This window comes from Sorangium sp. So ce281 (assembly GCF_051527395.1).
Taxonomy (GTDB): Bacteria; Myxococcota_A; Polyangia; order Polyangiales; family Polyangiaceae; genus Sorangium; species Sorangium cellulosum_B.
The window spans coordinates 10197630-10224102 of the sequence record NZ_CP150322.1 but is presented as its reverse complement, the minus strand read 5'-3'; the positions used below and the strand labels follow the sequence as shown (position 1 = coordinate 10224102).

Here is a 26473-nt window from a genome sequence, read left to right as displayed (position 1 = left end):
CGCGCGGGCGCGGGCGAACTCGCTTCGGATCAGCCACTCCTCTGCTGGAGTCGCGGCGCTCCGGCCTACTCGCACGCCTCGCCGAGGACGTACCCGTGCTTGCAGATGCAGCGGCACTCGACCTCGAACTCGGGCTCGTTGCACGCCGGCCGGACCTGCCGCACCTGCTTCGCCGTCCGGCCCTCCCTGTCCTTCACCTGCACCTCGATCTCGTAGTCGTGATCGAAGATGTCGCTGCCCGACCAGTGGTTCGGGCAGACTCCCACGTTCGCGAAGGTCGAGATGTCGGCGTCGACGCTCGCTCCCCAGCCGTCGCCGGTCGGCCTGAGGTTGACCGTCCTCGCCTCGGACATCACACGCCCGGACCCGGGATCGCGGAGCGAGCCGGACAGCTGGACGCCGCAGGCGCTCAGGTTCGTCGCGCGGACGCCCAGGAAGAGCACCCGCCCGCCCTGCGGCGGCATGATGATGTCGATCCCGTCGCCGTCGCTCACCGGGTGCGCCGCGTCGCTCGAGTCGAGCGCGATGACCTCCATGCGGATGTCGGCGCCCTCCTTGCCCAGGTACCCGAGCTTGCAGGCGTGCTCGACCGGCGGGGGATCCACGCCGTTGTCGGCGCACGCCGGCGCGGCGAGCAGCAGCGCAGCGAGCCCACGGCTCGCCGCAGCGGGCCAGGCCATCAGCGGTCCCGCCCCTCCGGCGCCGGAGGATCACCCCCGTCGTCCTCCGGCTCCTCCCGCGGGATGGGCGCGCGCGGGCGCCTCGTGGCGCCGAAGGAGCTGGAGCTGGTCGGCGCCATGGTGATCGGCGCCATCACCCGCGAGTCGGGCGCCGGCCGCTGCGACAGCACGTCGCCACGCCACCTGCCGTCGACGTCCGCCTCGGCGCGCCCCGGCGCCTCGCTGGGCGCCGAGCTCCATTCATGAAGACCTGCCTGCGGGAAGGGCGTGCGCTCGGCCAGGTACGCCGCGAGCAGCCGATCGCGCTCGAGCTCTTCCGTGCTCGGCGGCGGGGGAGGATCGAGCGTCGGCAGCTCGTCGGTCCACGTCAGGTCCGCGTCGTCCAGGCTCGAGCCGGACCCGGCGCTGGAGAACGCGCGCGGCGCGTTCCGCTCCGTCGGGACAGGCTCCGGGGCGTAGCTCGGGGCACCGCCCGGCGCATGGCTGGAGGCGCGGGCGGGCGTCGGGCTGAGGGTACGGGGCGGCGCGTGGCTGGAGGCGCGGGCCGGCGCGGGGCTGGGGGTGCGGGGCGGCGCGTAGCCCGGGGCGCGGTCCGACGTGTGGCTGGAGGCACGGGCCGGCGTGGGGCTGGGGGTGCGGGGCGGCGCGTGGCCCGGGGCGCGGTCCGACGCGTGGCTGGAAGGACGGGGCGATGGATAGCGAGGGGCAGGGGCGCGGTCCGACGCGTGGCTGGAAGGACGGGGCGATGGATAGCGAGGGGCAGGGGCGCGGTCCGACGCGTGGCTGGAAGGACGGGGCGATGGATAGCGAGGGGCAGGGGCGCGGTCCGACGCGTGGCTGGAAGGACGGGGCGATGGATAGCGAGGGGCAGGGGCGCGGTCCGACACGTGGCTGGAAGGACGGGGCGGGGTGTACGTGGGCGCGTGATCGAGCGCGCTGGCGGGCGGAGGCTCGGACGCGAAGGAAGGGCTCCGCGAGGTCGGCGGCGGCCCCGGCGGCGGCGGATCGATGGTCGGGAGCTCGTCATCCCAGTCCCAGTCCTCCCGATCGACTCGAGAATCCGACCGGCGCGACGACGCGCCGAGCCGGAGATCCCCCGACCTCCGCGACGCCGGGAACGCCGCCGGAGGGCCGATCGTCGGCAGCTGGCCCACGCCCGGGTCCCGCGCCGGCGCGTCGTCCCGGCGCTCGATCTGCCGCGACGGGCGCGTCGGCTCGGGCGCCGGCACGGAGTACCTCGTCGACGCGACCTGCCCGAAGGACCGCGAGTCCCGCGGCAACCGCGGCGGAGGAGGGACGGCCATCGCCGCGCGCGCCGCCGCCGTCGAGGGGGGCGGCTGCGTCGAGATGAGGTTCTCGTCGCGACCCCGCTCGGCCGGCGCCGGGCGATCCGCCGGCGCAGGATGCCGGGGCTGCACGCTGGTCGGCGACGACCCGGCCTGCGCGGAGCCCGCGAGCGGCCTGCCGAGCCACGCGGCCTCCTTGCGCGCCTGCGCGGCGCGCGCGCCTTCCTCCGAGCGGACCGCGCGCGGCGCGAGCGTGTCGCCCGGCTCCGTCGGCGGGATCTCGTCGCCGAAGAGCGCCGGCGCGGCGGCCGTCACGCGCGACTCCACCCCCGCGGCGCCCCTCCCGGAACGGAAGCCGAACGCGGCGCGGATCGCCCGCTCGTGGTGAGGCTCGACCTCGACGGGCCGGACGATGAAGCACGGCTCCGCGCCCGGCGCCCGCACCGAGAGGTCGACGTCGAACGGCGCGCCGAGGAGCTGGCCCTGCTCGTCGAACAGGATGCGCACCGGCGGCTGCGCGAAGTGCGCGGGCGACATCGGCGTCGAGAGGACGACCCCGAGCTCGCCGGTGCTCAGCTGCACGAACGTCCCGGTCGGGATGATGCCGAGCGCGCCGACGAGCAGCTTGCCGATCGCCCGGTCGGTCGCGCTCTCGGCGCCCGTGATCATGCGCTGGAGCACGGCGTCGAGCGACGAGGCGCCGCCCGACGCGGTCTCGATCGTCGGGAACGGCGCCGTCCGGAGCTCCGTGAACTGGCGGGCGGCCGCCAGGATGCGCGCGAGCACCGTGGGGCTGCGCCGGCCGCCGTAGAGCGAGCCCTGCCGGCCGCCTTGCCGGAGCGCGAGCGCCTCGTAGGCGATCACCGTGCGCGTGATCGAGGGCGCGTGCAGCTTGCCGAGCGCCGTCAACATGACGGCCGCGCTCGCGGGCAGCCGCTCCTTCTCGTCGTCGCTCAGGCCGCGCTCGAGGAGCGAGCGCGCGACAGGCTCCCCTTCGTCGGCCGAGCCGGCGAGCACCCCCGTGAGCCGCAGCCGGCTCACGTCGTAGAGCAGCGCCGCCGTGACGAGGCTGCCGAGCATCCTCCTGTCGGTCGTGAGCTGCCGGGCGATGCCCAGCGCGACGATCGCCGTGGACACGCTGAGGCCCCCCTCGTCCGGGTCGGCGATCTTGCCGGCGGCGACCGAGAGCAGGAGGCGCGCGTCCTCCTCGGCCGCGGCGACGAGCTTCTGCGCGACGCGCTTCACCCGCTGCGGCAGGATCGCCGGGGACGAGCGCAGGGCCGCGTAGAACGACCGCATCACGAGGATCGCCGCCGCGTAGGTGCGGCTGATCCGGCCGATGCGGGTGCCGTCGCCGTCGATGGCCCCGCCAGGGAACGGGTTCGTGAGCTTGCGGACGCGGACGCCCCGCAGGCTCGACTGGAGGAGCCGCGCGGCGATGCTGCGGTCGCGCTGGGCGTCGGCGAGGAGGCGGGCGAAGGCGGCGAGCTCGGCCCGACGGACCGCCTTGTCGAGCACGAGCTCGGAGACGTCGCAGGCCTCGAAGAAGCTGCCGAGCTCCAGGGCGACCTCGTACGTCTCGCGCGACGCGCGGAGCATCTGGCCGTTGAGGAAGAGGGTGTTGCCCGCGAACACGATCGTCGCGGCCTCGCTCCCCGACAGCTCGCAGAACTGGACGATGCTGTCGATCGCGGACGGAACGAGCGACAGCACCGCCTGGTTCGAGTCGCTGTGCAGGAGGCACGCCTTCGCGAGCCGGTAGATCATCTGCACCAGGCCGAGCGCCGCCCGGCGCCGCCCGTCGGCCTTCACGCCCGAGATCGCCGTGTCGCCGGTGCTCTCGTGGAGGTTGGCTTTCTCCTCGCTCACGGCTTCCTCCCGCCGCGGGGCGACGGAGACGGCGCCGGCTTCGTCGAGGGCACCGCGCTGCCGGGCGCAGGCTCGATGGCCGTGCGGGACGGCGCGCCGAACGGCAACGAGGCGGGGCCATGCCGCACGCTGTACGGCGCGGCGCTGGCGCTCGAGGGCGGGGTGGGGGACCTCGGCGGCGTGGCCGGGCGCGGCATCGACGGCGGCATCGGCGGCGGCGCGGCCGTCGGGGTGGACGACGACGTGGAGGAAGGCGGCGGCCCACGCCGGCTGAACGGCACGGAGGTGGGAGGCGCCGAGGCGGCCCTCGCCGAGGCGGGCACCGGCGAGACGAGCGGCGGCCTGTAGGCGGATCGGCCGGCGTCGCCGCCGTTCGGGGTCATGGACCCGGGGCGCGGGGTGCTCCACGGCTCGAGCGGGTCCGGCAGGCTGAGCGGCCCGCCCGGGCTCACGCGCCGGACCGAGACGGGCGAGTACGAGCGCTTCGCGCGGGAGGGCGGCGCGCTCGCGTCCGGGTGCGCCTGCGCCGGCGGGCGCTCGCTCGGGCGGGTCGGCGCGACGAGGCGCGCGGCGATCGCGACCGCGGCGCGCGCGGCGGCGTCGCGCACCGGCGGGGTGTTCCACCAGCGCGGCTTGGTCGCCTCCTTGACCGCGCGGAGCGCCTCGTAGCTCCGCGCCTGGCAGAGGAAGTGCGCGGCCAGCTCGCGGGTCTGCTCGATCGCCTCGGACGGGATGAGCTGGCGCTTCTCGAGCAGCTCGATCGCGAGCTTCTCGGCGCGCGCGGGGTTCAGCTGCGCGACGGTCTCGAGCCACTGCCGCCGCTCTGCCCCCGAGAGGTCGTGGAACGACGGCGCGACGATCCGCCGCACGAGCGTCGGGCCCGCGGCGAGCACGCCGAGCTTGCCGATGAGGCGCAGGGCCTCGCAGCGCACCGGCGGCGCGGGGTCGTCGAGGAGCTTCTGGAGCTCCTCCCGGACGCGCTCGGCGGCGGAGCCCGCGGAGCCGCCCTCGCCCGTGGCGGCGTCGGGGAGCTCGGCGAGCGCGTTGATGCGCACCTCGACGTGCGGGCTCGCGAAGCCGGCCTCCAGCGCGGCGAGGGCGCCGGGGGTCTTGAGCTGCGCGAGCAGCTGGAGGAGCGTCAGGGCGAGGGGGGCCGGGGCGCGAGAGAGCAGGTCCCCGAGCTCGGCCTCCCGGCCCGGCGCCCACCGCCGCATGTAGGCGAACAGGACCTCGCGCAGGCGCTCGGACTGCACCGCGCCGTGGCACTGGCATGCGGCGCTGAAGAGCGAGCCGTCCTCGAGCGCGTCGAGCGCGTGGGCCAGCCCCTCGACGATCGCCGGGTCGAGCGGCGCCACGCTCCGGCTCGCGCCGGCCTGCGCCGCGCTCCGGCCCGCGCCGGCCTGCAACGTGTTCCGGCTTGCACCGGCCTGCAACGTGTTCCGGCTTGCGCCGGCCTGCGCCGCGCTGCGCCCTGGGTCGGCCTGCGCCGTGCTCCGGCCTGCGTCGACCTGCGCTGCGCTCCGGCTTGCGCCGGCCTGCGCCGCGCTCCGGCCCACGCCGGCCTGCGCCGCCACGCCTGCGGCCGCCGTGCCGCCGAGGGCGGCGCCCGCGGCCGCCACGCCGTGGCCCGCCGCGCCGGTGGCCGACGGCTCCTCCGGGTGAGCCGTCGCGAGATCGCTGAGGATCGCCCGGAGCGCCTCGACCGGGAACATCGCCTGCGCGAGCGCCCGGTCGACGGCGCGCGGCGAGAGCTGCGGCAGCGCGGCGCTCGATCGACTTGCCGCACTTGCCGCACTTGCCGCACTTGCCGCACTTGCCGCACTTGCCGCGCCCGCCGCGCCGCGCTGCATGCCGTCGAGCCGCGCGAAGAACGCGCGCCGGAGCATCGTCTGCACCTCGAACGCGAGCTCGTAGCTGTGCAGGACGATCTGGTCGGCGGTCCACGCGGTGAGCGCCCCCGTCATGCGGTCCTCGTCGCCGTGCCGGACGGCGTCCACGTAGCCGTCGACGAACGCGTCCATGTAGCGCTCGTTCCACTGCTCCGACGGCAGCGCGATCTGGGCGCCGAGGGTGCTCCGGGTCAGCGGGTCGATGGCGAGCGCCGAGGCGGCCGCGCCCGTCTCCGCGAGCGCGGCCTCGACGTTCCGCTGCAGCGCCCTGCCCGCGAGCGAGCTCTCGTCCCACAGGCTCTCGATCTGCGCGAGGGCGCGCGCCCCCACCGCGACCTCCCGGCACTGCTCCTCGAAATCCTCCAGGTCCTCGTCGCCCTCGGCGAACTGGTCGATCGCCATGTACGCGATGTGCTCGAAGCGCCGGTCCCAGAGCGCGGTCACGGCGTCGTCGTCCTCGCCCATGCCGAAGCTCTGGTCGCGGAGCAGGATGGCGGCGAAATCGCGGAGCTCGGCCTCGGTGATGCCGGCCTTGATCTGGATCTTCCGGACGCCGTCGGCGAAGAGCTGGTAGGGGATGCGATCGAACGGGGGCCTGTCGGGCTGCCAGATGGGCTGGCCGCCCGAGGTGAACGCGCTCGGGGTGACCTCCCAGCGGACGCCGAAGGGGTTCTGCGCGAGCGTCCGCGTGATCTCGTCGAACGCGAAGTGGATGCCCTTGTTCACGTGGGGGTGGTTCCACCCGTACTGGCGGATGTTGCTGAGCACGAGCGCGAGCTGCCTCCAGACGCCGACGAGCCGCTGGCAGGTCTGCTCGACGAGCGCGAGCGACGGCGGATCCTGGTCCTCGTCGATGGTGTCGTTGCCGCGGACGAGCACGCGCGGCGCCTTCTTCTCGCGCGAGGGCGTCAGCTGGCCGGCGGCGTGCGCGGCCGTCAGCCGGCGGAGCTCGCCGCGCATCGCGGCGGCGCTCTGGAAGCGGCCCCCGCGCTCGAAGGCGAGCGCCTTGTCGACGAACGCCACGATCTCGACCGGCAGGTCGGGGACCTCGGTCGCGATCGACGGCGCGGTCTGCGTCGCGGCGAGGAAATACGACTCGGACTCGCTCCGGCCGCGGTTGAGCCGCTTGCCCGACAGGAGGGTGAACAGGCTCGCGCCGACCGACCAGAGGTCGGACCGGCCGTCGATGCCGGACACGCCCATCGCCTGCTCGGGCGACATGAAGGCCGGCGTGCCGAACGTGAGCCCCGCGCGCGTGGCCTGCCGCTCGGGGTCGCGCATCCGGGCGATGCCGAAGTCGAGGACCTTCACGTGGCCGGCGCTCGTGACGAAGATGTTGGCCGGCTTGATGTCGCGGTGGACGATGCCGAGCGAGTGGCACTTCTCGAGCAGATCGAGCACGACGTCGAAGACGGGCAGCACCTGGGCGAGCGGGAGGGTGCCGCCGGCGCTGCTCGCGAGCCGCTGGAGCGTGGTGCCGGAGAGCAGCTCCATGACGAGGAACGGCTCCCCGCGGTCGCTGAGGTCGTCCTCGACCACGGCGACGCGCGCCGGGTGATCGACCCGGTTCGCGATCTTGCCCTCGCGCAGGAAGCGGTCCCGCAGCTCGCCGTTGCGCGCGAACTCGATGTGGAGGACCTTGACCGCCGCCCGCGTCCCCCTGCGGTGGGTCGCCGCGAACACCGCGCCCATGCCGCCGACGCCGAGCAGATCGTCGAGCCGCCACTTGGCGTTCAGGGCTGTCCCGATCCGCGCAGCGGCGGTGTCCACGAGGTTGGGCTCCTCGGCGTGCGGGTCGAGCGGGGCCATAGACCGGGCAGCGATCAGGGGCCGCGCAGTGCGCGGCAGAGGGCGAGCAAGCCTGGCCGAGCATACATGGTTCCCGCTGAAGCGCGAACCATGACGAGGGCATCCGCCCCCACGGAATAATGGTGGGAGAAGCATTCTGTGGGGCTGCTGCCAGGCGCCTCGCGTCGCGGTTCAAGTCTAGGCAGTGGTCAAGTTTGCCCGGAGAGAGTCAACATGAAGGCGGGAAGGCGAGAAGATCATTAAGGTTTTCTTCCCGCCTTCCCGCCTTCATGTTCCAATTTGACCACTACCCGAGTTTACGCGTGCAGCCGATAGAGACGATCTCGGCCCGCCGCGGAGCGCGCCGACACGCCCGGACAATCACCGACGATTCCCTGCTTCAGCGCACGTCCAGCCGCGGCGCTGCGCCGGCGTCCTGCTCGGGGGCGCCTGGCCACTCGGGGCACGTGGCCCGGTAGTCGATGCCGGGCATGAGCTGCGCCCACTCCTCGCGCGTGAAGTTGCGCCCGGCGTAGGCGCACGCGCGCGCCATCAGGGACTCGGCCGCGATCGAGAAGACGCGCGCCGCGCCGTCGTTCGCGGCGGTCACGACGCGGGTGGCGTCGGGGCTGAACACGGCGTCCGTCAGCGTGACGCCCTCGGCGCGGAGGGTGATCGCCTCGCCCTGCCCGTCGACGGGGAGCACCCGCGCGATGCCGTCGCTCGACACCGCGACGAGGCGCGCGCTGTCGCTGCTGAACGCGACGGTCCGGACCGCCGCGCCGAGGCCGCTCAGGAGGAGGGGCTGGCCCTGGCCGTCGACGCGGAGCAGCCGCACGCAGCCGTCGAGCGCGGCGATCGCGACGTGGCTCCCGTCCGGGCTCACCGCGATCGCGGCGATCGCCCGGTCCTCGTACCCCGACGGGAGGACGCGCGGGGCGCCGCGGCCGTCCGCGGGCCAGACCTTCACGTCGGGCCCCGACGTCGCCACGATGTGCTGGCCATCCGGGCTGAACGCCGCCCGGAGCAGCCCCGCGCGCTCGTCGCGCAGCACGACGGGCTCGCCCGGGACGCCGTCCTCGAACACGCGCAGGATGCCGTTCCACGAGGTCGTGACGATCCGGGTGCCCTCCGGGCTGAAGGCGACGCCCACCACCCGGTCGTCGTGGACCCCGAGCACGATCGGCTGGCCCCGCCCATCGGCGCGCCAGATCCGCGCCGTCCTGTCGGCCGAGCCGGTGACGAGGCGGCTCCCATCGGGGCTGAAGTCGACGCTGAGCAGGTGCTCCGCGTGCCCGCGGAGGACGACGGGCTCGCCCGAGCCGTCGGCCCGGAAGACGCGCGCGGTCTTGTCGGTCCCGGCGGTGGCGATCCTGCTGCCGTCGTGGCTGACGGCGATGCCGGTCAGCGGCCCCTCATGGCCGCGCAGGAGCAGCGGCTCGCCCGGCCCGCCGAGCCGCCACACCCGCGCGGTCCCGTCCTCCGACGCGGTGACGACGCTCGCGCCGTCGCGGCTGAAGGCGGCGCTGTTCACGACGCCCTCGTGGCCCTCGAGGACCATCGGCGCGCCCTTGCCGCCTTTGCTCCAGACGCGCGCGGTCCCGTCCGCGGAGGCCGTGACCACCGCGCCGCCGTCGGCGCTGAACGCGGCGCTGCGCACCGCGCCCTCGTGCCCGCGGAGGACGACGGGCTCACGCCGGTCCGCGCCGAGGATGCGCGCCGTTCCGTCGCCCGTCGCGAGGACGATGCGGTCGTCCACCGGGCTCGTGTCCGCGCTCTCGACGCCCGGCCCGTGCCCCTTCAGCGCCGCGGGGGCGCCGTGCCCGTCGGCGCGGACGACGTGGACGGTCCCGCTGATGGCCGTGGCGAGGATCCGGGCCCCGTCGTGGCTGAACACCGCGCGCCGGATGAGCCGCTCGCCCAGGGGCACGACGAGCGGCGGCTCGCCCTCCATGCCGGGGCGCCACACGTAGATCGCGCCGCCCGTCGTCCCCGCGACGACGCGGCTGCCATCCGGGCTGAACGCCACGCTGGTCGGCGCGGCGTCCCTCGTCCCGAGCGCGCGAACCTCGTGGCCGTCGGGGCGCCACAGGCGCACCGCGCCGTCGGTCGACGCGGTCGCCAGGAGGCTCCCGTCGTGGTTGAAGGCGACGGCGACGACGCCGGCGGAGGTGGGGGCGCGCAGCACGAGCGGCTCGTCGCGCCCGCCCAGGCGGAAGATCCTCGCGGCCCCGTCGGCCGAGGCGGTGGCGACGAGGCGGCCGTCGGGGCTGAAGGCCGCGTGGTGGACCGCGCCGCCGTGCCCGACGAGCACCTCCTGGTCGACGGCGGGGCCCCAGACCGCGTCGCCGAGCGCCTGCACCACGGCGGGGCCCGCGGGGCGGCCGCTCGCCCGGGCGGCGAGGGCCGCCTCCACGGCGAGCAGGCGCGCGCGGGGCAGCAGGCCCTCGGCGCGCTCCTTCGCCGACTGGGCCGCGAGCCGCCGGGCGCCGTTCTCGCGCGACTCCTGCTGCGCGCGGACCAGCGCCCGCTCCTCCTTCCCCATCTTCCAGAGGAGCACGAGGGTGAGGCCGCCGAGCAGCGTGACGGCGACGGCGAGCACGGTGACGAGCCGCCGCGCCGACCGCTTCTGGCCCTCCGCCCGCGCGCAGGCGGAGAGGAACGCCCTCTCCTCCGCCGAGAGGTCCGCCCGCCCATCGCACCACGACGTGAGCTCCGCGAGCGCCGCGCCGCCCACGACGTAGTCGTCCCTCCGCCCGTGCGACAGCCAGCGCGCGAGCGGCTCCCTGGTGGCCCGGTCCGCCTCCCGCGACAGCACCCACGCCCGGTCGAAGACCTGGCGGACGACGCGGTTGCGCACGTCGAGGTACGGCGCGCCCGAGGCCGCCGTCCGCTCCACGGAGAGCCCCGAGAGCAGCAGCGCCCGCTGGACCGGGTCCCCGGCGTCGACGCCCACCCGGTGGCCGTCGAGCAGCTGCTTGTAGAGCCGGAGGAGCGCCGGCGCCCGCCCGCAGCGGGGCCCCTGCGCCTCCAGGCACCGCTCCGCGTGGCGCAGGTTCGGGTCCTCGGTCCGGCCCTGGTCCAGGAACCGCCGCGCCACGGCCTCGTCGACGTCGAGATCGCGCCGCTCTCCGGCGAGATCCGCGCAGAGCCGCTGCGTCATGTAGGGGTGCCCCGAGGTCCACGCGAAGACCGCGTCGAGCAGCGCGTCGGGGTCGGCCACGAGCCCCTCCAGGCCCGCGCGGAAGCCGCGCACCTCGGCGCGGGTGAAGTCGTCGAGCCGGATCGGGCGGCCGGTGGTGAACGGCGCGCGCGCCGGATCCGCGGCGAGCTCCGAGGGCGCCGCCGCCCCGAGCAGGCAGAAGGTCAGCCGGGCGTTGGCGGGGCGCTCCGCGCGCCGGTTCACGAAGGCCCGGAGGATGGCGAAGAAATCGTCCCGCGAGAACGGGAGGGACAGCGTGGCGTCGACCTCGTCGATGAACAGGACGATCGCGGAGGAGATCTCCACGAGCACGACGTCCTCGAGCCAGCGCAACCAGCAGTGCGCCGGCCCGAGGTGCCAGTGGGCATCCCAGAACTCGTCCGGCGGCTCCAGCCCGAGCTGCTCGGCCATCTCCGACGCGATCCCGAGGTACCAGCTCACCGGCGAGGTGGTGTCGGTGCCGAGCGCCCCGAGATCGACGCTCGCGCACTCCACCTGCGCGGCGCGGAGCCGCGTCGAGACCTGGAGTCGCAGGCTGGACTTCCCGATGTGTCGGGTCGACAGCACATAGCAGAGCTCTCCGCGCAGGAGCGCCTCGAAGAGCTCTTTGTCCGCGGGGCGCTCGATATAGATCGCGCCCTCGCCCACGGTCCCGCCCGCCTGGAACCGGCGCCTGTGATCACCGGCACTGGCCTTCGCCTGATCGAGGTCGGGAGGCGCCGAGAAGGTCACGAATCTGACGGTGCCATGCGACGCCAGGACCGTCAACGGAACGACAGCCCGCGTCGCAGGCGTCCGCGGTGAAACAATAGGGCTCGCGGCGGCGCGGTGAATGTCACGCGAATGTCGCGTCGACCGGATGGGCTGGCGCTCACATGATCGGGATTCGCCGGCGAAGGCGCCGGCGACGCGCGCGGCCCGGCCCCGGCTGTGCGCCTGCGCGACGGTGTTGCGCGCGGCGCGATTGCGTGTGCGTCGGTGGTGTCGTGCCGCGAAAACCCGCTTTTACGTCCAGAAATCGTGGACCGCGCCGCTGCTGCTGGTGTAGCGTTCGCGCCGTGCGAGGGGTGTTGAGGGCGGGGCAGAATCACGTCGTGGCCGCGCTGGCCGCCGTGCCGCTGCTCGTGTGCGCATTGCGCTCCGCGGCTCGGAAGGCTCCTGCAGGCACTACGGCTTTGCCTGACATTCCAGAAGCGCCTGCCGGAGCGCGCGGGCGGCCCGGACGCGCTCGCGCCGGCCGCGCCGCTGCCCGTCGGGCTCATCCGTCGAGATGGGCTCTCGTCCGGCGCGTGTGCCGGCTCGCGTGGATGCGTGATGGCTCGACACGCGGAGCTGAGGTGAACACGATGGACCGGCGGCGATCGAGACGCTCCCTCTGGCGGACGGCGCGGGCGGCCGGGGCCGCCTCGCTCGCGCTCCTCGCGGCGGCGTGCGCCGAGCTCGACGAGGAGCCCACGCGGTCGGCCTCGCTCCGGGCCCACGCGAGCGACTGGCGGGAGGAGATCATCTATCAGGTGCTGACAGACCGCTTCGCCGACGGCGACGCGGGGAACAACACCCGGGTGTCCTCGGCGCCGGGCAGGTGGCACGGCGGCGACTGGAAGGGGCTCGAGGAGCGTCTGCCCTACCTCGAGGAGCTCGGCGTCACCGCGCTCTGGATCTCGCCGATCGTCAAGAACGTCGAGACCGACGCCGGCGTCGACGGATACCACGGTTACTGGACGCAGGATTTCACCGAGCTGAACCCCCATTTCGGCGACCTCGCGTCGCTGCGCCGGCTCGTCGCGTCGGCCCACGGCCGCGGCATGAAGGTCATCCTCGATATCGTGACGAACCACGTCGGCCAGCTGTTTTATTATGACATCAACGAGAATGGGCGGCCCGACGAGGACGCCCGCGGCGGCGGCGAGGACGGGCGCCTCCAGCACGCGGCCGTGAACGAGTACGATCCGGAGTTCGACCCCCGCGGCGTCCAGGCGCGGACGTCGCTCGGCAAGTCGCGTCCGGCGCCGATCGTCTTCCGCCACGACCCCGCGACCAACCACCTCCCGCCGCAGCCCGAGCTCTTCCAGGACCCCGAGGTCTACAACCGCAAGGGGCGCATCCTCGATTTCGAGGATGTCGACCAGCTCGTGCACGGGGATCTCCCGGGCGGCCTCAAGGACATCGACACCTCCCGCTGCGACGTGAAGCGGGCGATGGTCGACGTGTTCGTGCGCTGGGTCGAGCTCACCGACGTCGACGGGTTCCGCATCGACACGCTGAAGCACGTCGAGCACGAGTTCTGGCGCTATTTCACGCAGAACGTCCGGCTGCAGCTGGCGGCGATGGGCAAGACCGATTTCTTCATGTTCGGCGAGGCCTTCGACGGCAAGGACGACCTCGTCGGCAGCTTCACGAGGCACGAGGTCCCGGCCCACCCGCACGACGAAGCGCTCGGCGGCGATCTCGAGCGCGAGAACGGCGACGAGGCGGAGGGGGGCTGTCCGGGCGCCGCGCCGATCACGGGGGACTCGGTCGACTCCGTGCTGTATTTCCCCCAGCATTATCGGGTCTTCCGCGACGTCTTCCGGGACGCTCGGGCCACGCGGCGGATCGAGGCGCTCTGGGACGCGCGGGCGCTCAACTACGGCGCTGAGCCGAACGCGAACGGCATCGGCGTCCCGCCGCTGAAGGCGCTGGTCAACTTCATCGACAACCACGACGTCCCGCGCTTCCTCCATGTCGGCCCGGGCGCCTCGCCCTTCAAGGCCGATCCCGAGGCGGCGCTCAAGAATGCGCTCCTGTTCCTCTTCACGGAGGAAGGCATCCCTTGCCTGTACTACGGCACGGAGCAGGGCTTCAGCGGCGGCGACGATCCGGCGAACCGCGAAGACCTCTGGGAGAGCGGCTATGACACGGAGCACCCGCTCTTCCGGTGGGTCCAGCGGCTCACGGCGCTGCGCAGGGGCTACCAGGCGCTCACCCTCGGCGAGCAGCGGGTGCGCTGGTCGACGGAGCGGACGGGCGAAGGGGACGAGGACGCGGGGATCTTCGCGTTCGAGCGGGGGGAGCCGGACGGCGACTATGCGCTCGTGGTGCTCAACACGCACCCTCGGAAGCTGAGCGCCACGCGCTTCAACGGGGCGGCGATGACCACGGGGCTGGCGCGGGGGACCGTGCTCGTCGACGTGCTCTCGCCCGAAAAAAAGACATATAGGGCGGGCGCGAACGGCGCTGTCACCGTCAAGCTGCCTCCGGTGAGCGGGGCGCTGCTCATCCCGGAAGACCAGATCATCCATGGTCTCTGATCCTGCCTGGCACTCCTCCCTTCCAAGAGAGCCTCCAACATGGCGTCTGTCAAAGTGCGCGGACTCAACAAGCGATTCGGCCAGACCGACGTGCTGCGCGGCGTCTCGGTCGACGTGCCCGACGGCTCGTTCGCCGTCCTCGTGGGGCCGAGCGGCTGCGGCAAGTCGACGCTGCTGAGGCTGCTCGCCGGGCTCGAGGAGGCAGACGACGGCACGATCGCGCTCGGCGAACGCGACGTCACGCGGCTCTCGCCGCGCGATCGCGACATCGCGATGGTGTTCCAGTCGTACGCCCTCTACCCGCACCTCACGGTGCGCGAGAACCTCGCCTTCGGCCTGAAGCTCCGGAAGACGCCGCCGGCCGAGATCGAGGCGCGCGTGAAGGAGGCGTCGGAGATGCTCGGGCTCGGCCCGCTCCTCGACCGGCACCCCCGGGCGCTCTCCGGCGGCCAGCGGCAGCGCGTGGCCATGGGCAGGGCCATCGTGCGGCGGGCGCAGCTCTTCCTGTTCGACGAGCCGCTCTCGAACCTCGACGCCGCCCTGCGCGCGCAGGTGCGGGTCGACATCCGCAAGCTGCACGATCGGCTCGGCGCGACCAGCGTCTACGTCACCCACGATCAGGTCGAGGCCATGACGCTCGCCGACGAGATCTTCGTGCTCAACAAGGGCGTCGTCGAGCAGTCGGGGCCGCCCCTCGAGGTCTTCGCCCGGCCTCGCACCCGGTTCGTGGCGAGCTTCCTCGGCAGCCCGGCCATGAACTTCGTCGAGGCGCGCCTGGAGAGCCGGGGCGGCCGGTGGGTCGCGGCCCAGGGCGACCTCGCCATCGACGTCGACGCGGCCGACTTCCCCGGCGCGCTCTCGTCCGGGCGGCAGGTGACGGTCGGCGTGCGCCCGCACGAGGTGGACCTCGCGTCGGGCGACGACGGCGCCCCGTTCGAGGTGGCGATCGTCGAGGCCCTCGGGGCCGAGTCGTACGCGCACGGCACCGTCGCGGGGGCGCCGTTCGTGGCCCGCCTCGACCCGGCCGCGCGCGTCGCGAAGGGGGACACCGTGCGGGTCGCGCTCCGCCAGGTGCACCTCTTCGACGCGGGCTCCGGGCTGAGCCTGCGAGAAGCGTGAGGCGACCGTGCCGAGCCGTCGCTGTCGTCTCGCGCTCACGCTCGCTGTGTTCGCGGCGTTCGCTGCGCCCGCGCTGATCCTCCTCTCGCCCGCGCTCGCGGCCGCGGCGCCGATCCGGCTGTGGCACGCCTACCGCGACGACGAGGCCAGGGCGCTCGACGCCATCGTCGCGGCCTTCGAGGGCGAGGAGGTCGAGGTCCTCGCCCTCCCGTTCGACGCCTACGCCTCGAAGCTCCAGGCCGCGATCCCGATGGGGGAGGGGCCCGACCTGTTCATCGACGCCCACGAGCGGCTCGGCGACTTCCGCGCGCGCGCCCTCGTCGCGCCGGTGGGCGACGCGCTCGAGCCGGGCGGCGAGGCCGTGTTCCTGGGGCCGGCGCTCGCCGCGGTCCGCCAGGGGGGCGAGCTCCTCGGCCTGCCGATCAGCCAGAAGTGCGTGGCGCTCTACATGAACACCGCGCTCGTGAAGGAGGCCCCGGCGACCCTCGAGGACATCGCGGCGCTGGCCGGCTCGCTCCCCGAGGGCGTGTACCCGCTCGCGTACGAGGCGTCGAACGCCTACGCGCACATGCCGATCCTCGCGGCGTTCGGCGGCGCGATGCTGCGCGAGGACGACCAGTTCGGCTTCGTCGGCCCGGGGCCCGAGCGCTCGCTCGAGCTCGTCCGCTCGCTCATCGAGCGCCGGGTCATCCCGGAGGACGCGAACGGCGCGCTGGTGACCGACCTGTTCAACGCGGGCCGCGCCGCGTTCGTGATCAGCGGGCCGTGGTTCGCGGGCGGCCTCGGCGAAGAGGCGCGGCGGCGCGCCCGCGTCGTCCCGCTCCCGAAGGTGCGCGAGACGGGCCTCCCGATGCGGCCGTTCCTGACCGTCGAGGCGGTGATGCTCTCGCCCCAGGGCGCGCGGCGCGCCGGGGCGCGGGCGCTCGCGCGCCACCTCGCGGGCGCCGCTGCCGCGGCCACGCGGCTCGAGGTCGCGCGCACGCCGCCGGTGCGGAGCGACGTGGCGGTCCCGGCCGGCGACGCCTTCATCGCGGCGTTCACCGAGCAGGCCAGGGCGGCCATCCCGATGCCGACCTCGCCGGCGATGCGCTCGACCTGGGAGCCGGCCACGCGCGCGATCCGCAAGGTGCTCCGGGGCGACGCGCCCCCCGACGTCGCGCTCTCCGAGGCCAAGCGCCGCTTCGACGACGTCCGCCGGCCGCCCCCGCCCCCCGCCTCGCCGGCGCCGCTCCTCGTCGCGCTCGGCGCGCTCGCGCTGCTGCTCGCTCTCCGGTGGGTCCGCGCCGCGAGGGCCGCGGCCCCCGGCGTCGCGTCATGGCGCTCGCTCAGGCGCTCGATCGGGCGCTCGATCGGGCGCTCGATTCCTGCCTACAAGTACGTCGCGCACGCGGTCGTCGCGATCGGCGTGCTCGTGATGGTCCCGCTCGTCATCGGCGCCGCGACGTCGCTCTTCGCCGGCAGGGGCGAGGGCCTCCGGTACGTCGGCCTCGCCAACTTCATCAGCATCCTCACGGCGCGCGGCGGGCCGCTCTTCGCGAGCGGCTCGTTCTACCTCGTGCTCGCGGTGACCGTGCTCTGGACCGCCGTGAACCTCTGCCTCCACGTCCTCCTCGGCGTCTCGCTCGCGCTGCTCCTGCACCGCCCGACCCTGCGCCTCCGGGCGCTCTACCGGGTGCTCCTCATCGTGCCCTGGGCCGTGCCGAGCTACGTGACCGCGCTGTCCTGGAAGGGCATGTTCCACCGGCAGTTCGGGGCCGTCACCGGCCTCATCGAGGCGGTGAACTCCGCGCTCGGGACGAGCATCGAGCCCATCTCCTGGTTCTCGAGCTTCACGACGGCGTTCACGGCCAACGTGATGACCAACGTCTGGCTCGGGTTCCCGTTCATGATGGTGGTCACGCTGGGCGCGCTCACCGCCGTGCCGGAGGACGTGCTCGAGGCCGCCGAGGTCGACGGCGCCACGCGATGGCAGCGTCTGTGGAAAATTACGTTGCCTCTGATCCGTCCGGTGCTCGCGCCCGCGGTGACGCTGGGCGCGATCTGGACGTTCAACATGTTCAACGTCGTGTTCCTCGTGTCCGGCGGCGACCCGGACGGCACGACGGACATCCTCGTCTCCGAGGCGTACCGGTGGGCGTTCACCCGCGAGGCCCAGTACGGCTACGCGGCGGCGTACTCGGTGCTCATCTTCCTGCTCTTGACGCTCGCGACGCGGGCCTTTCGTTTCCGGCGGCGGCGGACGCCCGTCTCCGCCATCCCGCAGGGCGGGGCCGAGGCTGGCTCGGCGCCCGTGCCGGCGGCGGCGACGGAGGTCGCGTGACGCGGAGGCCCTCTCCTGTCGAGTCGATCGCGGTGCACGCCGCGCTGGTCGCGGCGGTCGCGTTCGCGCTGTACCCGGTGCTCTGGGTCGCCTCGATCGCCTTCTCCGGGGCGCGCCCGCCGGTGCCGGAGGTGCTGCCCATCCCGAACCAGCCGACGTTCGAGCACATCGTGGCGGTGGTCACGACGTCGAAGAAGGTCGGCGGTGAGCCGATCTGGCTCTTCCCCCGCCAGCTCGCCAACTCGATCGTCGTCGCGCTCGCGACGGCGGCCGTCGGCGTCTCCGTCGCGGTCCCGGCGGCGTACGCGCTCGCGCGCTTCCAGTTCCTCGGCAAGGACCGCGGCCTGCGCGCGCTGCTCGCGACGCAGATGTTCCCCACGGTGGCGAGCGCGATCCCGCTGTACCTCCTGCTCGACGCGCTCGGCCTGCTCAACTCGCGGACCGGGCTCGTGCTCTGCTACGCGTCGACGGCGGTGCCGTTCTCGATCTTCCAGCTCCGGGCGGCGTTCGAGGCGATCCCGGTCGACCTGGAGGAGGCGGCGATGGTCGACGGGGCGACGCGCTTCCAGGCGTTCCTCCGGGTCGTGCTCCCGGCGGCGCGGCCGGCGATCGCCGTGACGGCGCTGTTCGCGATCATGACGGCGTACAACGAGTTCATCCTCGCGGCGACGCTGCTCGGCAAGGAGGAGATGTTCACGCTGCCGGTGGTGCTGCAGCGGTACATCGGCGAGTACGACGCGCAGTGGGAGCGGTTCGCGGCGGGGGCGCTCCTCGTGTCGCTGCCGGTCATGGCGGCGTTCTATGTGGTGCAGCGCCACCTGATCGCGGGGCTGACGACGGGCGGCGTGAAGGGGTGAGCGCGCCGCGGTGAGCGTGGCTGCGGGCGCCCCGGCGCGCGGCGGCCGGGGCGCCGGCGGCGCGGGCCGCCAGCGCCGCGTCCGCCGGCGGCGCGACCCGCGCTGCCCGGCCTCGTGCTGCTCGGGGCCGAGGGGCGTCCCTCCTACTTGCCCGCTGTGCCCAGGCGCCGCCCGTCCATGGGGCCCGGCCCTCGCGGCCGTGGACGCCCGATAGCGACCCCGCTATCTCCATGAAGCCATGCCGAAGGCCGAGGATCCCCCGCCCGCCGCCGCGCCGGGGACCGCTCACGCGGACCCCCGCCCATGGGTGGGCGTGGGCGGCGAGCCCCGCGCATCCATGGGCGCGGGCGGCGACGCCGACGGCCGCGGCACGTTCCTGCCGCTCCCCACCGCGCGGCAACGGCGCCTCGGCCGGCCCTCGTGGGAGAAGGTCGTGCTCCCGCTGCTCGGCCCCGTGCTCGCGCTGCTCGTCATCGGCGCCGTCGCCACGCTCGAGGCCGCGCTCGACTGGACCGTCCCGAACCCGCCCGCGATCCTCTCGATGATCATCGTCTTCGCGGCGTTCAGCGGCGGCCTCTGGAGCGGCATCGTCACGGCGCTCATCTCGTGCGTCTTCTTCGCGCTCTACTTCTCCAAGGATGGCGTCCTTTTATCGTACGACGAAGACAACCTCCTCCGGGTCATCGTCTACGCCGTCACCACCCCCGCGATGGCGGTGATGGCGAGCATCGCCAAGCGCCGCGCGGACGCCATGGGCGAGGCCTCGCTCGAGAACGAGCGCGAGCACTCCGCGAGCCTGCGCGCCCTGCTCATGCAGCGCCAGGCGGTCGAGGAGGAGCTCCAGCAGGCCAAGGAGGCCGCCGAGGCGGCGAGCCGCGCGAAGAGCGAGTTCCTCGCCAGCGTGAGCCACGAGATCCGCACCCCGATGAACGGCATCATCGGCATGACGTCGCTCGCGCTCCAGACCGAGCTCACCCAGGAGCAGCGCGAGTACCTCGAGATGGTCAAGATCTCGGCCGACGCGCTGCTCTCCATCATCAACGACGTCCTCGACTTCTCGAAGATCGAGGCCGGCAAGCTCGAGATCGAGCCCGTCGTCTTCGACCCGAGCGAGATCATCGGCGACGCCGTGAAGACGCTCGCGCTCCGCGCCCACGAGAAGCGGCTCGAGCTCGCCTACGACGTCGGCCCCGACGTGCCCGAGGCCCTGGTCGGCGATCCGCTGCGCCTGCGCCAGGTCCTCGTCAACCTCGTGAGCAACGCGGTGAAGTTCACCGACGCCGGCGAGGTCGTCGTCCGCGCCGAGGTCGAGTCGCGCGCGCCCCTCACCGCCGAGGAGGAGGCCAGCGCGGACAGCCAGGGCACGCCGAGCCTCTACGCCGGCGAGGCGCTCGGCGACGCCGTGGTGCTCCGCGTGAGCGTGATCGACACGGGCATCGGGATCGCCCCGGAGAAGCAGCGGGTCGTCTTCGACGCGTTCGCCCAGGCGGACGGCTCGACCACCCGCAAGTACGGCGGCACGGGGCTCGGCCTCACGATCTGCGCCCGCCTTGTCGAGATGATGGGCGGCAAGATCTGGATCGAGAGCGAGGTCGGCAAGGGCAGCGCGTTCCACTTCACCCTCCAGCTCCGGGCGCTCGATGGCGCCGCCCGGTCGCGCCGCCTGGAGATCCCGAAGGACCTGCTCGGCACGAAGGTCCTCATCGCCGATGACAACGCGACCGCGCGGCGCATCCTCGCGGACACCATCGAGGGCTGGGGGATGAAGGCGGTCCCCGTCGACTCGGGGGCGGCGGCGATCGCGGCGCTCTCGGAGGACTCGGGCGTGTGGGCGCTGCCCTGGGGCAAGCCGGGGGGCAACGCGGTCGGGCCGAGCAGCTCGTTCGGCCTCGTCATCGTCGACGCCCGCATGCCGAAGGTCGACGGCTTCGCCGTGGTCGAGCACTGCCGGAAGCGCGAGATCTTGAAGGGGCGCGTCCTCATGCTGCTCAGCTCGACGTCCGCGCAGGCGGACGTCGCGCGCTGCCGCGATCTCGGCGTCTTCGCCATCGTCACGAAGCCCGTGAAGACGTCCCACCTCCAGGAGGCCGTGTTCCACGCCTTCGGCGTCCCGACGCGGACCTCGCTCCGGTCGGCCGATCCGCGCCGCGCCGCGCCCGGGCCGCGCGCCCGCGGCCTGCGCGTGCTCGTCGCCGAGGACAACGCGATCAACCAGAAGCTGATGCGCCGCTGGCTGGAGCGGCAGGGCCACCACGTGCACATCGTCGAGAACGGCCGCCTCGCCGTCGAGAAGATCGCGGGCGGGCAGTACGACGTGGCCCTGCTCGACGTGGAGATGCCCGAGATGGACGGCCTCCAGGCCGCGCGGGTCGTCCGCGCCCGCGAGCGGCGCGAGGGCGGGCACATGCCGCTCATCGTCGTGACCGCGTACGCGATGAAGGGCGACCGCGACCGCTGCCTCCGGGCCGGCTTCGACGGCTACGTGTCGAAGCCGGTGCAGGTCGAGGAGCTCTACGACATGATCGACCGGCTGGCCGCCGGGCCCTCCGCCCTGGAGATCGAGGACCCGGCGCGCATGTCGCTCGGCGCGCCGAGCTCGGACGCGTCGGCGCCCTCGCCGGCGTCCGACAGCGGGCCGCCGAGCACCCGATCGGAGGAGCGGCTTCTGCCCTCGCCCTCCTCGATCACCGCCCGGCCGATGTTCGATCGCACGAAGGCGCTGGAGCGGACGGGCGGCGACGCCGATCTCCTGCGCGAGCTCGCCGAGGTCTTCCTGGAGGAGTGCCCGCGCTGGATGGGCGACATCGACGACGCGGTGGCCGCCGGCGACGCCCGCAAGCTCCAGCGGGCCGCGCACAGCCTGAAGGGCGGGGTCGACAGCTTCGGCGCGCGGGGCGCGTTCGAGGCCTCCTTCGCGCTGGAGAAGATGGCGCGCGCGAACGAGCTCGGCAGCCTGGCCGAGGCGCAGTTCGCGCTGCGGGCGCAGATCGAGCGCCTGCTCCCCGAGCTCGCCGCGTTCGTGCGCGAGGGCGCGCCGGCGGACCCGGCGCCGCCGGCGCAGGGCGGCGAGCGGCGCTCTGATAGCGAGGTGACGCGATGGTGAGGGTGCTCGTGGTGGACGACTCCCCGATGGATCGGCGCCTCTCCGGGAGCTTGCTCAAGAAGCGCGCCGGGATGGAGCCCGTGTACGCCGAGAACGGCGTCGAGGCGCTCGAGGCGATCGCCAGGTCGATGCCCGAGATCGTGCTGACCGATCTCCAGATGCCGGAGATGGACGGCCTGGAGCTGGTCGAGGCGATCCGCCGCGAGCACCCGTACCTCCCGGTGATCCTGATGACGGCGCACGGCAGCGAGGAGATCGCGGTGCAGGCGCTGCGGCGCGGCGCCGCGAGCTACGTCGCGAAGCGGAACCTCGCGGCGGAGCTCGTGAACACGGTCGAGAACGTCCTCGCGGTGGCGCGGCTCGATCGGCGCGAGCAGCAGCTCCTCTCGTGCCTGACGGCGACCGAGTCCCATTTCGAGCTCGACAACGACGTGGCGAAGGTCCCCGCGCTGGTGGGCCACGTCGAGCAGAGCCTCGGCCGGATGCGGCTGTGCGACGAGACGGGCCGGATCCAGGTCGCGGTGGCGCTGCGCGAGGCGCTCGTGAACGCCATCGTGCACGGCAACCTCGAGGTCAGCTCGAAGCTGCTCGACGAGCAGCCGAGCGCCTTCTCCGCGCTCGTCGAGCGCCGCCGGGCGGAGAGCCCGTACCGGGACCGGCGCGTGGTCGTCGTGGCGCGCGAGACGCGCACCGAGGCGACGTACGTGGTGCGCGACGAGGGGCCCGGCTTCGACCCGCGCAACCTGCCGGATCCGACCGATCTCGCCAACCTGGACAAGCCGAGCGGCCGCGGCCTGATGCTGATCCGCACGTTCATGGACGAGGTGCGGCACAACGACAAGGGCAACGAGATCCGCATGGTGATGCGGTGCCGCTCGCCGGAGGCAGGCGGCGAGCCGGGCGACGACGGCGGCTGACGCGGTCTCCGGTCGCGGCTCGGGAAGATCAGGCGGTGAAGCCGCCGTCGATCTTGAGGTTGGCGCCCGTGACGAAGGCGCCCTCGGGGCCGGCCAGGTAGGCCACCATGCCGGCGATCTCGTCGCCTTGTCCGTAGCGCTGCACGGCGATCTGGCCTTTGAACCCGGAGGCGAGCGGGCCGTCGGCCGGGTTCATCTCGGTGTCCACGGGGCCCGGCTGGACGTTGTTGACCGTGATGCCGCGCGGACCGAGATCCCGGGCCCAGCCGCGGGTCAGGCCGGCGACCGCTCCCTTGGTCGCGGCATAGACGGCCATCCCGGGGATGAGCGCTCCGTCGCTGCTGATGCTCCCGATGTTGATGATGCGCCCGCCCTCGCCCATGTGACGGGCGGCCTCGTGCGTGGCGGCGAAGAGGCCTCTGACGTTCACCGCCATGAGGCGATCGAGCTCCTCCAGCGAGGACTGATCGAGGGGGGCGATGGCGGCGACGCCGGCGTTGTTCACCAGCACGTCGAGCCGGCCGAAGGTCTTCACCGTCTGGGCGACGGCGCTCCGCACCGCCTCTGCGTCGGCGCTGTCCGCGCGGACGGCGACCGCCCTGCCGCCTGCCGCCTCGATGGCGTGCACCACCTCGGCTGCCCTCGCGGGCGACGCGGCATAGGTGATGGCCACGGCGGCGCCCTCGTGCGCCAGCCGCCTGGCGATCGCCGCCCCGATACCCCGCGAACCCCCGGTGACCAGCGCAACCTTGCCCTTCAACGTACCCATCGAGAGGTCTCCTTTTTTTTGGAACGATCGTTCCTTAAACGGAAGCTACGTAGGTTGTCGCTGTCCGTCAAGTGATTTATGGAACGATCGTTATGAAAAAATCGGCGGGGCGGATCCAGCGAGGCCGAGGGCGGCCGCGCGCCTTCGATCAGGAGGTGGCGCTGGAGCGGGCCATGCTCCTGTTCTGGGACCGGGGCTACGAGGCGACGTCGCTCGACGAGCTGAGCGTGGCGATGGGCATCAGCCCGTCGAGCCTCTACGCGACCTTCGGGGGCAAGGAGCAGCTCTTTCGGACGGCGGTGGATCGGTATCTCGCCAGGGGGGGCGAGCGCATGAGCTGCATCTTTGCCGAGGAGCCGACGGCCCGCGGCGCGGTGCAGCGGCTGCTCGAGACGGCGGCCGACGAGTTCACCCAGCCCGATCGGCCGTCCGGCTGCATGATCGCGCTGGCCGGCACCCAGTGCTCCCCCGGCGCGCGGCCCGTACAGGACCTGATGCGAGGGTGCCGCGAGGCCTGGCATGCCTCGCTCCAGGCGCGGATCCAGCGGAGCACCGAGGACGGCGAGCTCGCGTCCGACACGGACGCCGCCGCGCTGGCCACGTTCTACGTGACCGTCTTGCTGGGGATGTCGGTCCAGGCGCGGGACGGCGCGTCACGGGAGAGCCTCCGCGCGGCCGTGGAGGCCGCGATGCGGGCATGGCCTGGGCTCGACGCCCCGCGCGGTCCGTAGGCTCCCGCGTCGTCCCGTGGAGAGCTCGTGGGTCGACGCGGTGTCGAGTCGCCGAGGACGATTGCCAGGACGGTTGTGTGGCCGGCTGGCGCGCTCAACCGATGTTGGTGCGGGTGTCGAGGACGAGCAGGCCGCGTGGCCCGATCATGGCGACCAGCGCATGGGTGTCGATGGGAAGATTGGTAGCGTCAGCGTTCCGCACGAATGGACCGAAGTGGTTTGCGAGCGAGCAATCGAGCGAGCAATTCGACATCGCCCCGTCGCAAAGGGATACGTCCGGACCGTGGTATATAGGTGGGCACGCGAGTGCAGCCGTGGGACGGGGGAGCAGGGAGACCGGGGCGATGGTTCAGGGTAGCCGGGGCAGTGAAGTCGAGTTGCCGGAGCCGCAGGGCGGCCGATCTGACGGCTCGGTCCAGGGAGATGGCGCGGACGGGCAGCCGGCCGCGGCCGGAGATGCCGGCCGCTCGACGCGTGACGTGAATCGCCTCGCGGAGCCGCCCCGCCGCGGTACAGGCGCCCGTGGGACGCCACGTGTGATGACCGTGGGCGTCATCACCCCCTATCTGGACGGCTCGTTCTGGAACCCGGTCCTGACGGGTATCCACGAGGCGGCGCGGCAGCACGGCTGTCGCATGCTGGTGATGCGCGGCACGGCCGGCTCGCTCCAGGCCCCTTCGCTCGCCAGAGAGCAGGTGGATGGGTGGATCGTCGTGATCGGCGTGGACGGCATCGAGCAGCTCGCCGCCGAGCGGGTCCCGCTCGTCGTCGTCGGCACCCATGTCCACAAGGGCGACTGCCCGTCCGTGATCCCGGACAACCACAGCGGGATCCGGGGCGCGGTGCGCCATCTGATCGGACACGGGCACCGGCGCATCGCGTTCGTCGGCTGCTTCCACGCGTCCGATGTGCGCGAGCGCTTCGACGCCTACCGAGAGACGCTCATCGAGGCGGGGATACCGTTCGACCCGGAGCTGGTCGTCCGGACCGACGACAACTGGTATACAGGCGGCGAGAACGCCGCCCCGCACCTCATCGCGCTGCGGAGTGCGTGTACGGCGGCGGTCTTCGGGACGGACAAGAACGCGATCGGGATGATGCCGTCGCTGAAGGCGGCGGGCGTCCGCATCCCCGAGGAGCTGGCGATCGTCGGCTTCGACGATGTGCCGGAGGCCCAAACCGCCGACCCGCCGCTGACCACCGTGCGCCAGCAGTTCGAGATGCTGGGGAGCGCCGCGTGTGGGCTCGTCGTCTCGATGCTCGCCGGCGAGACGGCCCCGCCAGAGCTCGTGCTCACGCCGAACACGCTGATCCAGCGGATCTCGTGCGGATGCGACGTGGTCCAGAGCTTCCTCGACGAGGACGCGGCGCCGGGGGAGCACGGCGGCGGCGACCTGGCTCGACGGATGGTCGAGCTGCTCCTCGCGCCCCGGCCCCTTCCGCCCGATACGTCGCCTGCCGCGGTATGGCCGGGGGTCGCCCTGGTGCTCGAGGCGTATGAGGCGGCGATCGAGGGCGCCGCGCCCCCTCCGGCGAAGGCGCTGGAGCGCGCCTACAAACAGGCCATCGACGTCTCGTCCGATATGGGCACCTTGATGGCGATCGTGCGCCTGCTCCGCCGGTCCCACGAGCGGCGCCGCGCGCGGCTGGGCGGGGACGCGGCGTCGGCGCAGCGGGTCGAGGCGTTCCTGGACGGCGCGCACCTCTCGATCGCTCGGGCTCGGCTCAGCGTCGAGGCCGAGTTCGTGGCGCAGCTCGGGATGCTCGTGCGGTCCAATCACGACGTGGGCCTCGCGCTGGTCAGCGGTTCCCAGGAAGAAGCCATGTCGCTCTCATGGCTCGCGAAGACCAGCGCGATCTGGGCCTGCCTTGCGCTCCGGGAGGACGCGAAGACGCTCGTCGTCGCCGGCGCCTACAGCCGTGACGGCAGCGCGACGCCCCCGATCGGCAGCCGCCATCGGCTGGAGGCGTTTCCGCCGGAGCATCTGCTGCCGCCCGCGGCCGCGAGCGGCGCGCTCATGATGATGCTGCTGCCGATCCGCACCGAGCGGCGCGACTGGGGGGTCGTGGCGCTCATGGGGCCGACCCTCCGCGAGCTGGCCGGCGACGAGGGCACCGTCGGGGTCTGGGCGTCGCTGCTCGCCGCGGCCCTCGAGCGCGGCGAGCTCGTCCAGTCGCTCTCGACGAAGAACGCGGAGCTTCAGGTGGCCTATGCGAGCGAGCGGACGCTCTCGGAGACGGTGCGCGAGCTCGGCTGCCCGCTCATCCCGCTCCTGCCCGGCGTGCTGCTCGTGCCGCTCATCGGCGCGATCGACCGGGACCGCGCCCTCCAGGTGCTCACGGCCGTGGTCGAGGGGGTGGGCCGGCACGAGGCGCGCTTCGTGTTGCTCGATATCACCGGCGTGGCGGCGGTGGACGCCCAGGTCGCCCACGCGCTGGGCCAGACCAGCCGCGCGGTCGCCCTGCTCGGCGCGCGCCTCTTCCTGGTCGGCGTGCGCCCCGAGCTCGCCAGGAGCCTCGTGGACGTGGAGCTGGGCAGTCTGGCCACGTACTCGTCGCTGGCGGGCGCCCTTCACGAGCTGACGACAGGAGGCCTCCGCCGTCGCGGCGCGAGGCGCGGCGCAGCGCGCCTCGCCTGATGGCCGGATCCGTG

General features: G+C 73.4%; 14 protein-coding genes. 8 read left to right on the top strand and 6 right to left on the bottom strand.

Annotation, left to right across the window (positions count from 1 at the left end):
* Positions 1–65: 65 nt before the first annotated feature.
* The 4 genes from WMF27_RS39065 to WMF27_RS39050 form a co-directional block, all read right to left on the bottom strand.
* Positions 66–680 carry a hypothetical protein gene (locus WMF27_RS39065; RefSeq protein ID WP_437763813.1) on the bottom strand — a complete coding sequence of 205 codons (615 nt, stop codon included), beginning with the start codon at positions 678–680 and terminating at the stop codon, positions 66–68.
* Positions 680–3835, bottom strand: a complete 3156-nt coding sequence (locus tag WMF27_RS39060; protein ID WP_437763814.1) for a hypothetical protein — start codon at positions 3833–3835, stop codon at positions 680–682. Before WMF27_RS39060 ends, WMF27_RS39065 begins: the two co-directional genes overlap by 1 nt.
* Positions 3832–7533, bottom strand: a complete 3702-nt coding sequence (locus tag WMF27_RS39055) for a protein kinase domain-containing protein (protein WP_437943425.1) — start codon at positions 7531–7533, stop codon at positions 3832–3834. Before WMF27_RS39055 ends, WMF27_RS39060 begins: the two co-directional genes overlap by 4 nt.
* Positions 7534–7912: 379 nt before the next feature.
* Positions 7913–11446 carry an AAA-like domain-containing protein gene (locus WMF27_RS39050; protein WP_437763816.1) on the bottom strand — a complete coding sequence of 1178 codons (3534 nt, stop codon included), beginning with the start codon at positions 11444–11446 and terminating at the stop codon, positions 7913–7915.
* A gap of 614 nt (positions 11447–12060) precedes the next feature.
* Between WMF27_RS39050 and WMF27_RS39045 the strand changes: the two genes are divergently transcribed.
* From WMF27_RS39045 to WMF27_RS39020, 6 genes are all read left to right on the top strand, one after another.
* The gene (locus tag WMF27_RS39045; protein ID WP_437763817.1) at positions 12061–14004 is read left to right on the top strand and encodes an alpha-amylase family glycosyl hydrolase; all 1944 of its coding nucleotides are present in this window, start codon (positions 12061–12063) and stop codon (positions 14002–14004) included.
* A gap of 39 nt (positions 14005–14043) precedes the next feature.
* Positions 14044–15123: an ABC transporter ATP-binding protein gene (locus WMF27_RS39040; protein WP_437763818.1), complete on the top strand. Its 1080-nt coding sequence runs from the start codon at positions 14044–14046 to the stop codon at positions 15121–15123.
* Positions 15124–15130: 7 nt separating this feature from the next.
* On the top strand, positions 15131–17443 hold the full coding sequence (locus WMF27_RS39035) for an extracellular solute-binding protein (RefSeq protein ID WP_437763819.1): 2313 nt from the start codon (positions 15131–15133) through the stop codon (positions 17441–17443).
* A complete protein-coding gene (locus WMF27_RS39030) occupies positions 17440–18300 on the top strand; it encodes a sugar ABC transporter permease (RefSeq protein ID WP_437763820.1) in 861 nt (286 codons plus the stop codon). The genes WMF27_RS39035 and WMF27_RS39030 overlap by 4 nt, the downstream gene beginning before the upstream one ends.
* Positions 18301–18538: 238 nt before the next feature.
* A complete protein-coding gene (locus tag WMF27_RS39025) occupies positions 18539–21403 on the top strand; it encodes a response regulator (protein WP_437763821.1) in 2865 nt (954 codons plus the stop codon).
* On the top strand, positions 21397–22320 hold the full coding sequence (locus tag WMF27_RS39020; RefSeq protein ID WP_437763822.1) for a response regulator: 924 nt from the start codon (positions 21397–21399) through the stop codon (positions 22318–22320). Before WMF27_RS39025 ends, WMF27_RS39020 begins: the two co-directional genes overlap by 7 nt.
* Before the next feature lie 28 nt (positions 22321–22348).
* Here WMF27_RS39020 and WMF27_RS39015 read toward each other — a convergent pair whose 3' ends face one another.
* On the bottom strand, positions 22349–23089 hold the full coding sequence (locus WMF27_RS39015) for a 3-oxoacyl-ACP reductase family protein (protein ID WP_437763823.1): 741 nt from the start codon (positions 23087–23089) through the stop codon (positions 22349–22351).
* Between the two features lie 92 nt (positions 23090–23181).
* Between WMF27_RS39015 and WMF27_RS39010 the strand changes: the two genes are divergently transcribed.
* Complete coding sequence (locus tag WMF27_RS39010) at positions 23182–23820, top strand: TetR/AcrR family transcriptional regulator (protein WP_437763824.1); 639 nt, start codon at positions 23182–23184, stop codon at positions 23818–23820.
* A 94-nt stretch (positions 23821–23914) separates the two neighbouring features.
* Here the strand turns inward: WMF27_RS39010 and WMF27_RS39005 are convergent, their stop codons facing one another.
* On the bottom strand, positions 23915–24073 hold the full coding sequence (locus tag WMF27_RS39005) for a glucuronyl esterase domain-containing protein (RefSeq protein ID WP_437763825.1): 159 nt from the start codon (positions 24071–24073) through the stop codon (positions 23915–23917).
* 286 nt (positions 24074–24359) lie between these two features.
* On the opposite strand from WMF27_RS39005, the gene WMF27_RS39000 reads away from it, so the two are divergent.
* Positions 24360–26459 carry a substrate-binding domain-containing protein gene (locus tag WMF27_RS39000; protein WP_437763826.1) on the top strand — a complete coding sequence of 700 codons (2100 nt, stop codon included), beginning with the start codon at positions 24360–24362 and terminating at the stop codon, positions 26457–26459.
* Positions 26460–26473 lie beyond the last annotated feature (14 nt).